This is a genomic window from Neiella marina (genome assembly GCF_002165625.1).
In the GTDB taxonomy this organism is placed as follows: domain Bacteria; phylum Pseudomonadota; class Gammaproteobacteria; order Enterobacterales; family Neiellaceae; genus Neiella; species Neiella marina.
Genome location: NZ_NGNS01000006.1, coordinates 41,544 through 54,395, shown reverse-complemented (window position 1 = coordinate 54,395; position 12,852 = coordinate 41,544). Strand labels below are relative to the sequence as shown.

At 48.0% G+C, this 12,852-nt stretch carries 5 protein-coding genes; 1 reads left to right on the top strand and 4 read right to left on the bottom strand.

What is annotated here, in order from left to right:
* Positions 1–19 precede the first annotated feature (19 nt).
* On the top strand, positions 20–1,870 hold the full coding sequence (locus CBE68_RS07070; protein ID WP_087505506.1) for a DUF5060 domain-containing protein: 1,851 nt from the start codon (positions 20–22) through the stop codon (positions 1,868–1,870).
* A 99-nt stretch (positions 1,871–1,969) separates the two neighbouring features.
* Here CBE68_RS07070 and CBE68_RS07065 read toward each other — a convergent pair whose 3' ends face one another.
* The 4 genes from CBE68_RS07065 to CBE68_RS07050 form a co-directional block, all read right to left on the bottom strand.
* The gene (locus CBE68_RS07065) at positions 1,970–2,722 is read right to left on the bottom strand and encodes a response regulator transcription factor (RefSeq protein ID WP_087505505.1); all 753 of its coding nucleotides are present in this window, start codon (positions 2,720–2,722) and stop codon (positions 1,970–1,972) included.
* A 272-nt stretch (positions 2,723–2,994) separates the two neighbouring features.
* A complete protein-coding gene (locus CBE68_RS07060; protein ID WP_143824502.1) occupies positions 2,995–5,196 on the bottom strand; it encodes a hypothetical protein in 2,202 nt (733 codons plus the stop codon).
* A 58-nt stretch (positions 5,197–5,254) separates the two neighbouring features.
* Entirely contained in the window at positions 5,255–8,986 is a 3,732-nt protein-coding gene (locus tag CBE68_RS07055) for a TonB-dependent receptor domain-containing protein (RefSeq protein WP_087505374.1), read from the bottom strand.
* 611 nt (positions 8,987–9,597) lie between these two features.
* On the bottom strand, positions 9,598–12,840 hold the full coding sequence (locus CBE68_RS07050) for a type I restriction endonuclease subunit R (RefSeq protein ID WP_087505373.1): 3,243 nt from the start codon (positions 12,838–12,840) through the stop codon (positions 9,598–9,600).
* Between the last annotated feature and the right edge of the window lie 12 nt (positions 12,841–12,852).

The window sequence follows — 12,852 nt, the reverse complement described above, 5'->3', positions numbered from 1 at the left end:
TACTCGCAGAGAGCCAACAATGAAGAATTTTAACCTGCTCCAATACATACTTGCCGCGGTTTTACTTGGCTACAGCTGCCTTTGTTGCGCCGCCGTGCCTGTAACGCTAAACGGCGAACTCCGTCAATGGCATACCATTGAACTTGCTTTCGCAGGACCAGAGGTTTCGGAACAAGACCAATATAACCCGTTTCTTAACTATCGCCTGAACGTTGAGTTCCGCCACCCAACAACGGGCAAAAGTTATGTCGTCCCGGGCTTTTTCGGCGCTGATGGCAATGCGGCTAATAGCTCTGCCAGTCGCGGCAATCAATGGCTGGTGAGGTTTAGTCCCGATGAAGTCGGAGTTTGGCACTGGCAAGCACAGTTTCGTCAAGGGCCATATGTTGCTATTTCCGAAGCCAAGCACTCGGGTCGATCGGCGGCATACATGGATGGCCAACGCGGCCAATTTGATGTTCAGCCATCGAACAAACAAGGGCCAGACTTTCGCGCTCTAGGGCGCTTGCAATGGGTGAATGAACGTTACTTGCGATTTGCTGGTAGCGGCGATTACTTTATCAAAGCAGGCCCAGACTCGCCTGAGAACCTGCTGGCATATGCTGATTTTGATGGCTCGCAGCATCAAGATGGTTTTGGCGATGAATTGATAAAAACTTGGGCACCGCACCGCTCCGATTGGCAAATGGGCGACCCCACTTGGGCTGATGACAAAGGTAAGAATCTGATTGGCGCTTTGAATTACATTGCATCCAAAGGAATGAATTCAATCAGCTTTTTAACTTTGAACATTAAGGGCGATGACAAGAATGTGTTTCCTTACGTCGATTACCACAACTATGACCGCTTTGATGTGAGTAAGCTCGAGCAGTGGAATATTGTCTTTAGTCATGCTCAATCTCTTGGTTTGTTTTTACATTTCAAAACTCAAGAAGTCGAAAACCAAGGATTGCTCGATGGCGGAGGGTTAGGTGCGGAGCGCAAATTATACTACCGAGAACTCATTGCCCGTTTTGGCCATCATCTGGCGCTGAACTGGAACATGGGTGAAGAGAATGGCGATTGGGTACCTGAAAATACCACGGCCCCGCAGGGCACGTTACAACGCCTCGCCATGGCGGCCTACTTTAACCAAGTCGACCCCTATCAACACCATCGAGTGATCCACAACGGCTGGTATTTTAACGATCTCCGGGGGGCGGATAGCTGGTACACCGGCGCATCAGTGCAAACGTCTTCCCCAGATTTCAGCAATGTGCACAAGCAAGCAAAAGAAATTCTTAGCTGGCCCAATGCCAACGGACGTCAATGGGCGGTGGCTGTTGATGAGCCAGGGGATGCGGAACATGCACTCAAGCCTGATGCCATTGACCCTGAACATCAGCAAGCGCGCCAAAACGGTTTATGGGGAGCCTATATGGCCGGCGCATGGGGTACCGAGTGGTACTTTGGTTACAAGCATGCCCATAGCGATCTGACTGCTCAGGATTGGCGTTCCCGAGATAAGTTTTGGCAGCAGGCCAAGATTGCCATCGACTTTTTCTCAATGGTCGATGTTCCTCTGCACAAAGCCAAGAACCACGATGATCTGGCAGAAGACGCATGGGTGCTGGCCGAGCTGGGTGAATTTTACATTGTTTATGTAAAGCGCATGCCAGAAAAGCTGATGCTGAAAATGCTCCCTCAGGACGCCAATTACAGCGTCGAGTGGTACGACCCTCTGCGCGGTGGTGAATTACAGTTCGGCTCGGTAAAACAACTTCAGATCGAAGATGAAGGCAAGTATTCGTGGCTCAGAGTGACGAGTTATTTAGGTCAGCCTCCGAGTAACCCAGAACAAGAGTGGGCCATTGTCGTTAAAAAGATCTAATTGGACGCAGATTGAGTGCGTTAAGCACCGTTCGCCAATGTGGAGTCCCGCAGTGAGCGGGACTACCGGCCTAATACGGTATGGTTACCGATAACATTGTTAAACAGCCTTGAGCTGGGGAGCCGTGATTTCATCAAGCTCATTATGCTTTGATACTTCTGCCACAAAGACATAGCCAGCCCCGCGAATCGTTTTGATGAGTCGAGGGTTTTTAGCACAATCGCCGAGTCGTTGTCGTAGTCGGCTCATGAGTACATCAAGCCCTCTCTCTGTTGGCAACGCCTGACGCCCACGCATGTAATCGGAAATGTCATCGCGAGATAGCACCCGAGAAGGGTTGTCGATAAATATTCGTAGCAGGGTGTATTCATTGCTTGATATCGGCTCTAGTTCCCCTGAGGTCGTTTTTTGCAAGCGTCTCATTTGGGTGTCGACTAGCCAGTCAAGAAATGAATAGTAGCGTTGGTTGGTTGGCACTTGACGGCTGCTGCGCCGAAACTGAACCCGAATTCGGGCCAGTAGCTCTCTTTTGCCGTAGGGTTTATCGACAAAATCATCAGCCCCTGCTTCAAGCCCCATCACTTTATCCATTTCATCGGAGTTCGCGGCCAGTAGAATGATCGGTACAGATAGAAAGCTCCGCACGTCTCGGCATACCTGAAAGCCATCTTCGCCCGGTAACATGACATCTAGAATGATTAAGTCTGGTGGTGAGTGACGAGCCAGCTCTTGCATTTGTTGGCCATTGTGCGCGGATAATACCCGATAGCCATTGTTTTCCAACATCAATTGCAGCGCTTGATTGTGCTCGTTATCAGCATCGACAACGAGTATTGTTTTTTTGTCGCACATCGCAAACTCCATCATTCATTGTTACATACGATTTGTCCGCCACTGTGGCAAACACGTTAGGCACTGAACTCCTTCAATCGTTACCATATTGTTGCATTGTTAACAGTTTTCTTTCTCCGCGGTAGATCACCAAACTCGGCATTGAATCGTTCAAATGTTAGCAATGTGCTTAAGATCACTAGAGTTTTAACAGCCACAAAAAAAGCCCCGCGACCTTGCGGGGCAATAAAGTAGCCTTGGGGGAGGCATATTGTTGTAATTAGCGATATGGACTATGGAATCTCAATCACCCGAACATTGTCGATGTTGTACTGAGCGTTGGCCTCGGTGAAGCTAAGCTCCAAGGTGACCGTCTCATTTTCCCAGTCAATACCTTCGCTGGAGGCTTGCGTCGCTTCATTCAACAACACGGTTGGCGCCATGGTGTAACCACCATAGGTTTGCGCCACAGTGCTAATGGTGTCGCCAGAAGCGGTGGCTAATGCCACGCCAACAGGCGTTGATGCATCATTGGCATAGTTGTCGCTGAAGTTGGTGTAGGTCACAGACATCGATACCGCAAAGCGTGCGCCTGGTTTCACCGCTCCCATCGATACTGGCAAGCTAACAACCACTGGTCCGGCTGCTCCTGTGGTATCAACAGCCAAACCACCAGCGGTGCCGTTTGCGGCGGCATCAGCAGAGACTGTTGCGCTACCACCATCAACGGAAACAGCAGCGGTCAGGTCCTCAAAGGTACCGGCGTCATCTGCCACAATGTCATGTATGGCTGAGTCGATGTGACCAAACTCCACCATGCGGTAATCATCCATTGCCAATGGTGGAATGTCGTCATTACCTGAACCATTGAACAAGAACATGCTGATGTTCTCGGCGCCATAGGTGTTGATCATCGCGTGGAGTTGATAGTTACCGAATTCTCCAGTATCGAGATATAGGATGGCTTCATCCCATTCGCCCGCGTTGTTGTAGGCTGGGCGAGGGCTAAACCAGAACTTGTAACCAATGTCCGGCAGGTTACCAGCAATGGTTGATAGCGCCGTCATCGGCGCAGCGCCGCCAGTTTTCAGGTTGTATGCCAAGTAGTACTTGGTATCAACCTTCATATCAGGCAGGTTGTCGTTCGGCAAACGCAGCAGCGTACTTCCTTCAAACAACATGCTGCCATTGCCGTTCGCTGCATCACCCTCAGTTTGGTAAGGTGCTGCACCGCAACCCCATGGACAGTGAATTGGCAGTGCCAGTGGCATCTCGAAGTTGTAGTTGTCAAACGTATCAACAAACAAGTTAGACTCGGCTCCGACAACGGTGACATTGACGGTGCGGAAACCATCGGTCTCGATGTCGTTGCTGTCTTTCAGTCGGTACGTCATTGATACGGTTTGCTGCTCGCCCACTGCTAAGGTGTAGAATGCATGTGGGTCAACGACTAGCTCATTGCCTTCAAAACTAAAGCCATATTTGTAGGCTTGCTCCGCAGCAAAGTCACCATCAAATGCGGTGATGGCATCGCCTTCTGCATCGCTTACGCCTTCAAGCAAGTCAATACGGGTGAGGGCGTCAGTTGATTGTACCGTCTTGTTGAGAACGTACTCGGTGACATCTGGTGCGCCGGGAATGTCTTCGACACCAAATACATTGATGACCACCTGACGAGGCACTTTTCTTAGGCCATCAAAGACGTTGTAGTTGTAAACCAAGGGCGTTGATACACCAAATGGGATACTGTCTTTGACAGACGACAAGTCCAGTATGAGGTCGCCACCGTCAACACTGTGAACATCGGCATCTTTAAACAAGTTGTCATCGGCAGGGATCAAGTCGACCGCAGATAAATCATCGCCATCGCCATCTGTCACGCCTTCAAGCAAATCAAATGATTGCGGCGCATTGGCGGCGTCTTTGGTAATGGTGTGTTCGACATTACCGTGGAACTGGGGGGGTACATCAGCACCTTGGATCACCACAGTCATGACGCGCTCTGTAGCCAGTTCACCATCGGAAACATCGTAGGTGATCTGAAGCGTTTTAGTGGTCTCGTTAACCAGTTCGTCCATGTAAACACGTGGTTGAACCATCACTCGAAAATGCGAGCTCGCTAATTCAAATGCACCGTCATCGATAATCAAGTTCGGCATGCCGTCGCCACCATCATGCTCAATGGTTTCGCCATCAAGGGTGATCCGAACGTTTTTGATTTGTAATGGGTCGCCATTGGCGTCCAGAGCGCCGTTGGCGCCGTTATTGCCAGCCTTGCTGCCGTCTACTTGCCCGGTGAGGTAGTAGTAGTATCGAGAGTCATCGCCAATGCCTTTTTCTGACAACGCAATAGCAATATCACCAGGATGCTGTGGTGCGACATTTTCTGTTGGCACACTATCCGGAAGCTGTGGGTCAGAACTGCCACTGCCGCCACAGCCGACTAGGGATGCGGCTATCATTGCCGCTAACAATGTTTTGTTCGTATTTATCATCTTTAAACACCAAAGTTTGGTAGGTGGCGCGATTGCTCGTCCACCTACTGAATCCAAGTTAGAAGGTTGCTCGCAATGCTAGGCGGTAGGTGGTACCCACTTTGTAGCGGGTAATCGTCCGCGACTTGGTGGCGCCATCCATTGGTGTTGATTCCAATAATGCGGCATAGCTATAACCATCACCGGCTTCATTGAGGACCGGCACCACTTCTAATTCGCGGCTGGTCCAGAACGTGCGGTGTTCTGAATCGGTTAAGTTGATTGCTTGGAACGACAGGCTCATCCAGTCGTTGGCTTGCCAAGTGGCAGATAGGTCGAGCGAGTTACGCCCTTCACGCCACAACGAGCCTTGCTGGTATGTACGGCCGCGAAGGCCAGTGTTCCAGTCTTTACCAACCAAAGAGTCATCTTGACCTTGGAAACTTAAGCGGATTTGGTGGCCATCTTGCTCCCAGAAACCCGTCACGTTGTAGGCATGCTCTGGGGTGTCGGCTACTGGATAGCTTGGCATTGATTTGCCAGTTACATCAGAGATCTGCTTATCGTACTCACTATCCTGATAGGTGTAGTTGGCGGATAAGCCTAAACCGCTGAGGAAGTAGCCCGGCAAGAAGTCATACATTTGCTGGTAGCCCACTTCGATCCCTTTAACAGTGGCTGAATCACCGTTAAATAAGCGGTTTACGTTGAACTCGTGACAAACATCAGACCACGCATCGGAAACAACTAATGGATCGTTTTTGTTGAAGGCGATGTCGGTCGTAGTACGCAGTGGCATACAGCCTGATAGACCTTCATCCTCTAAGCTTGGATCATGCGAGAGCAAAATGTCGTTCGGATCAATCGAGTCAACGTCTCTCACGTCTTTGATGTAGGTGCGGAATGATTCGGTATCGGTGAAGTTAGACATGTCTTTGTAGAAGAATGCCACGCTTAACATCGATACGTCGTTAAAGTACCACTCCAAGGACACATCGAGGTTTTTCGACTCCAATGGATCCAACTTGGTGTTGTACATGTTGATGGTGCCCGGATTAATCCGTTCACGCCCGCCACCCCAATAGGTCGCCCACATTTCATTGAGGCTTAAACCGGCGCGCAACTCATCAATTTCTGGCCGTGTCATGGTCTTAGAGGCAGCAAAGCGACCAATAAAATCATCAGTAAAGGCGTAGTTCAGGTTCAAACTAGGCAGATAGTTGGTGTAGCTATGACTGCCTTTACTTGGATACGACGCGATGGTTTTATCAACTTCGCCAAGCTGGTAGAACTCAGGGCCAACGTCGGTTGTGCCGTTACCTGTGTAGCCATAGTGTGGTGTGGTCGCTGCAGGATCGCCCCAACCATGATCGCGACTGGTACTGACGTCGGCATAACGCCACATGGTGTACCAGTTGATTGTCGGTGGAGTGTAACCTGCTGGGTAATTGCCTTGATTGCCACCGAAGTGATAATCGGCCCACTCAGCATAAGCTGGATCGTGACATGCGCCTTGATCAGCGATTCGTGTCCAGGTGCTTGGATCTGGGTTGCTCACCTCAACCATTTGGCCCAAGCCATTGTCGACCATTTGAGTGGTGCGCCAACCAAGTCCGTCGACACGTTGGAACTTCTGCTCGTAGTAGGTGGTTTCGCCCGGATCGCCGAAGAATGGTTGTGAACAAGCCGGCAAGCTGGTGTTGCGCAAATCGCGCAGGGTCAGCCAGTCAAACTCTGATTCGTTACCATTTTGAGGGAAGTCGTAAAATGTGGCACCGGAATAACCTCTGGCATCAACGTCGGTTTTGACCATGCGCATACCAACGTTACCGGTCAGCGCGCCATCGAGATAATCAAAGTTCGCCTTGATGTAAAACGCTTTGGTATCAATATCCGTTTCGCGAGTGTTGGTTGAGTTGACGGTTTCAGACAGCTCAGGGTCGCCTACGACTAGGTTGTAAGCTTCGACCAAATCAATGGTGGTCCAGTTTTGCGTTGCGTTGGAGCGAGGTATACCAAGCGAGCCCATGACGTTGTCGTAGCGCATGCCGCTCTCGTCCAAGATCATCGGCGCCAAGATATTGGTCAGTGGACCGGAAGGCGGTACCAGCGGATCGCCGTTTTCATCTTCTACAGCTTCAGTCTTGGTGTTGGCATTGTAAGTAAACTGCTGATGATCAACATACTTCTCACGTTGAGAAATTTTGGTACCAAACTCGATTTGAGTCACGCCATAGGCGTCTACATCCCAGTCAAAATCTAACTTAAAGGTTTTGATTTCATCTTCGATGTGGCTTTGGTTACGACTAATCGAACCAAGGTGGAAAGTGTTGGCGTCTGCTGGGTTAAATGCAGTATTGACCTCGTTATCGCGCCACGGCAACTCACCATCTGGGGTATCGGCTGCGGTGATGTTTTCACCCAAATCAGCGAAGCTCTCACCGACTTGCAAGCGGCACTTGCCGGTGGTGCAATCGTAGCCGACCAATTCAGTGATTAAGCCTTGCTGGCCTTTGTCGAACAACAGCTCAGAGCTGACTTGGCTGTAGTTCTGCATGTTGGTGTACAGAGCCAGTGGCACAGTGTCAGATTCACTTTTCGACATGCTGATTGCGGCATCCATATACAAGGTGTCGGTCAGCTCTTGGTTCCACCGTAAGCTTGCGGTGTAGTTTTCATCATCCGTACCGCCTTGGGACCGCGAGATGTCGCCTTTGGTGAAGCGATCAAGACGTTTTACCAAGGTATAAGTATCTGGGTTGTAGACGTACCAATCTTCCTGCGGATCGGTAAACAGCGATGGTTCGCGGTTCGCCAACGTGGTCTCGCCTTCAATCATGTTCGGCGAGGTTGAACGGTTGACGCTAATACCGTCGTATTCGCGGCGGTTCTTCTTCTTACTGTACGTGACATCAAACATTACATTGGTGGTGTCAGATGGCGCATATTGCAAGCCAATGGTGCCACCCCAACGGTCGTCTTCATTAAAGTGAGCCTCGTAGTGCGAGTTGTTTGGCTCGATAGCGCGAACGTTGTTAATCAAGTTACCATCGGTGTCTCTGGCAATGCTGATTTCAGGCGATGCCTCGTAACGACCGACGCGGAATTGATCTTTGCGATAGCTATTGGTTTCGTCATAGAAAGTGAACGCGATACCAAACGACTCATCAAAGAATTTTTTGACCCCAGATAGTTGGAATTTATGATCATATTCTTCAGCGAAATCGTTGTAGCGGCCTTGGGCAACAACGTTGATGCGCTCGTTTTGAACATCCAAAGGACGCACTGTTGTTAGGTTAATGGTCGCGCCAAGTGAGCCTTCATCATGGTCGGCACTTGGTGTTTTCACTACTTCGAGTTTTGACAGAATGTCGGCAGAATATAGGCTGAGATCGACAGCCTGGCTGTCGCCCGTTGAGGTCAGTACCTGGCCATTCAGGGTGATTTGGTTTTGGTTCGATGACGCGCCTCGAACGGTTACCTGAGAACCTTCGTTGCCGCCGTTAGTTACCACAGATACACCGGTAATACGGCCGAGTGCATCGGCAATGTTTTGGTCGGTGGTTTTACCAACGTCTTCGGCGTTAATTGAGTCACTCACGTTTGAGTTGAAGCGCTTGTTGTTCATCGACTTGAGTAAGCCACCACGCAAGCCTTTTACTTCAATGACTTCAACTGCTTCGGAACTATCTTCAGCGGCAACCACTGTGGTGTCTTGGTTTTGCTCCGCTGCTACCGCATTGAATGACATGGCGGAAACAACAGCTAAAGCCAAGGCACTTAATTTGAAATTAGTATCAGTACCAGACATTAACGTATTCTCCAATTTGAGTTTTTCATCTTTTCCCCCTATTTTGCTCCGGTGGCCCTCAGTGGGTTGAAAGCAAAATGTTAATTTATGGATATTTTGTTAACAATTAAACGATAACCATAAACACTCAAGGGTTCCGCTGATCAAAACTCACGGTTACAGTCGGAGATAATTTGTAACTTGAAAGACGTTATTCTTACGATTGTTTCGGGGTTGTTACATTGGTCAAACGTGTCGCTATTTGTAGCAAAATTGCGCACAACTTATGGTTATTTGTGGTTTTAATGCTTTTGGGGAGTCGTGCGGAATAATTCGCTAGGTTCAATTGCGAGCGACCAGGCTCGGCAAAAGGTGAGGATTGCGCACTATGTTGACAAAGAAAAAAGGCCACAAAAATTGTGGCCTTTTTTAATCGTGAAATCAGTGATGACGAGTATAAAAACTTGTTGGCGAACAATAAAGTTGACAACTAAACAATGAGTAACCTATTGATCTTAACAGGGTCGCCACCACCACCCCAAAATATAGTTGTTAACTTTTTCTTTATACGGTCTGGTCAAAGTACAAGCCTATAACAATATAGTTGTTTACTTTCTATTTGTTCATTGTAGTTACATATAAACTGGCGATGGTAATTCTGGATAAGCTCGGTATATATGGAGAAAGACCTTCTCTGAAATGGCCGAGATATCCTCTTCTTCATACTGGTCGACTGGTAAGCCTGTTTTTTCATCGTACAGAAAATCAAAGATCTGCTGTTTGACCGCATCTCTGGTTGACTCTTTTTGCTGCCAGTTCGCGACCTTGAGGCGTTCAGCTTTGAGGGTTGTTAGCAGGGTAGTCGCGACCTTCTTGATGCTGGCAATTTCTTTCGACTGCAAATCTGGCTTACTCAACAAGTCGAATAAAGCTAAAGATTCTTCATCGAGGCCTTCTCGAACCGCGCGCTTTTCTTCGTTGGACAGCTCGTCATTTAACTTCAGCAAAGCTTCAAACGTTTTCTCTATGACGACTCGATCTTTCTCTTGATTGTATTCTTGAACCAGCTTTTCGTAGTGCTCTTGGTAATCTGTGCGAAGTGGGTTTTGCATCATTAAGCGAGCGAGCTTCTTTTCTAGGATATGTTTTAGCGACTGGACGGTCGTGTTCTTTCGTTCTGAACGAGCAAACTCTTGGCGAAGCCGCTCAAAATCGATCTTACTGATATCATAAATTCGCTCACTATTTGGCTTAGGTTCTTTAACCGTTCCAGTCGTCTCGATACTGTCATCAACAACTGCATGAAGCTCTTTGATGATGTCAGATATATCAGCTTTTTCCTTGTCTGCTTGCAAGCTTTTATAAAGCACATTGATCGCATCGCGAATGTCTCTATAGGCATTTACCCCAGGCACGTTAATACAAGCTTTGAACTTGCTGAAAACCTCTCGAGCCATTACCTCAAAACGCTTTCTGGATTCATCGTTTTGGTTAATGATTTCCTTTGCCAGCGCAATAGCCGCGTTCTTTGAGAACCCTGTTTCGGTAATGATGAGAGTCAACTCAAAGTCATACTTACGGAGGAATTCCGCTACATAACTGATAGCTTCACTTAGGCTTTCCAGAAGCTCCTCGTTGGGTTTGGCTGGCTCCTCTTCGACCTCTTCTCCACCGTGGCCCTCATCACCAGCTCCAGCGAAAGTAGCAAGAGCTTTGCGAAGGTTCTTGAGTATTCCACAGTAGTCGACAATCAATCCGTTGTTTTTCCCTTCCGCTACTCGGTTCGCTCGAGCAATCGCCTGCATGAGAGTGTGTGCTTTTAATGGCTTGTCCAAATAGAGCGTTGCGAGAGTCGGCACATCAAAGCCGGTTAACCACATAGCGCAGACAACAGCGACTCTGAACGGATGAAAGCTGGATTTAAACGCTTCTTCCATATCAAGGCGAGAGCCGTCTTCCAGCTCAAAACCAGCCTTCAAAAGCTGTCGGTGCGGCTTGATATCTAATCCCCACTTTTCAAACTTTGCGACTTCACCTTGTTCCTCACTAACAACCACAGCCATCAGTGTTTCTTTCATCCAAACGAGCTGCCGCTTACGCCAAATTAAATCTTGTTCATCAGTGGCTTTTAGCAAATCTCTTTCTTTGTTTTTTATTTCCTGTAGCCAATAGAACTGAATCAACTTGTGCATTCGCACACAGGTGATCTTGTCGATACAAACAAACATGGCCTTGCCGGTTTCCCAGCCGTTTGAATAGTGACTGACAAAATCTCTAGCCACCTGATCGAGTCTGCTTGTTGCTGTAATAATGTGGTAGTCGCGCTTTAGCTCACGCTCCAGTCGAAGCTGAACATCTACATCTTCAATTTCCAGTTCATCTAGCTTTTCTGCAATGCGCTCATTTAGCCCTTTAGGATCTGCAACCGTGTGCTTGTTGCCATCATCGTCTACAAACTCGAGCTCTTCACCACGAGCATCGTAATAAAGGGGAACGGTTGCCTTATCTTCTACGGCTCTTTGAAAGTCATAGGTTGAAATGTAATCACCGAAAACTTTTTTTGTGATTTCATCGCTATTGAAAAGCGGGGTACCGGTAAACCCTATGAAACTGGCATTTGGAAGAGCATTGCGCATATTCAACGACAAAGTGCCGTATTGAGTCCGGTGAGCCTCGTCGGTGATAACAATGATGTCATTGCGCTGCGAATAAGGTTTGGCTGGATCTACCTTTTCGTTGAATTTTTGGATTAGGGTAAAGACAAAAGCTTTTTGTTGGCCAATAAGTTCCTTTAAATCTTTTCCACTGTCAGCTCGGCACGGATCTTTGTCATTGTCGACCAAGCCACACCCAGCAAAGGTTTTGTATATTTGAGTATCGAGATCTTCTCGGTCGGTAAGAACAACAAAGGTGTAGTTGCCACCAAGCTTTCGGTGGATCATTTGCGCAAAGAAAACGATTGAATAAGACTTTCCCGACCCCTGCGTATGCCAGAATACACCTAACTTCCCTAGGCGCTCCTCCCGCTCATTTACAGCCTCCACAGCTCGGTTCACACCAAGATACTGGTGATTTCTTGCGACAATTTTTACTAATTTTTCAGAGCTTTCATCAAATAGAGTGAAATTCTCAAATATGTCCATCAATTGAGTCTTGGCACAAGTTCCTTTGAGCAAGGTTTCCATATCCACGACCCCAGGCTCACTTTCACGCAACCTTTTCCAGTCATTGAAATGTTCAAACTTGCTAGAAATCGAACCTATTTTGGCGTCAATACCATTGCCCAGAATGACGAATGCATTGTGATAAAAAAGATGCGGGACGGTGTCTTTGTAGTCAGAAAGGTTTTGTTCGTAGGCCGCCCGAATGTCCTTGTGAACATTTTTTACTTCCATGAACAGTAGCGGAATTCCATTTATAAACCCGACTAAATCGGCTCTTCGACGATAGATATCGCCTTTTATCCAAAACTCTCGAACCAACAAAAAGTGGTTGTTCTCATAGTCATCAAAGTCAAACAGGCGGAGACGCTTTTTAACTCGCTCCCCCTTTTCATTATGAAAGCTAACCTCTACCCCATTTTTATGAAGCCAGTACTTATCCTTGTTGACAGCTACAATGTTGGTAGAGGAGGGGTCTTCACAGATGATTCGAAGTGCATCTTGATAGGCTGAGTTTGGTAGGCCTGGATTCAACTCAATGAGTTTTTCCCCAAGGTAACGAGTCAGCACAACCTCTCTTTCAGAGGAGCGTCCTAAGTCACCTTCTTTGCCGAGCTTTTCATACATTCCCATGACGGACTCATCCCATTTCAGTTGGCTGAACAAGTATTCAGCCGTTACTTCCTGAACCAGGGTTTCTTCCGTCATTGCCATAACTACATCCTT

What these genes read in the sequence shown, in the direction of transcription:
- CBE68_RS07070 (WP_087505506.1), top strand. Translation starts at nt 20, where the DNA reads ATGAAGAATTTTAACCTGCTCCAATACATACTTGCCGCGGTTTTACTT.
- CBE68_RS07060 (WP_143824502.1), bottom strand. Translation starts at nt 5,196, where the DNA reads ATGATAAATACGAACAAAACATTGTTAGCGGCAATGATAGCCGCATCC.
- CBE68_RS07050 (WP_087505373.1), bottom strand. Translation starts at nt 12,840, where the DNA reads ATGGCAATGACGGAAGAAACCCTGGTTCAGGAAGTAACGGCTGAATAC.
- CBE68_RS07065 (WP_087505505.1), bottom strand. Translation starts at nt 2,722, where the DNA reads ATGTGCGACAAAAAAACAATACTCGTTGTCGATGCTGATAACGAGCAC.
- CBE68_RS07055 (WP_087505374.1), bottom strand. Translation starts at nt 8,986, where the DNA reads ATGTCTGGTACTGATACTAATTTCAAATTAAGTGCCTTGGCTTTAGCT.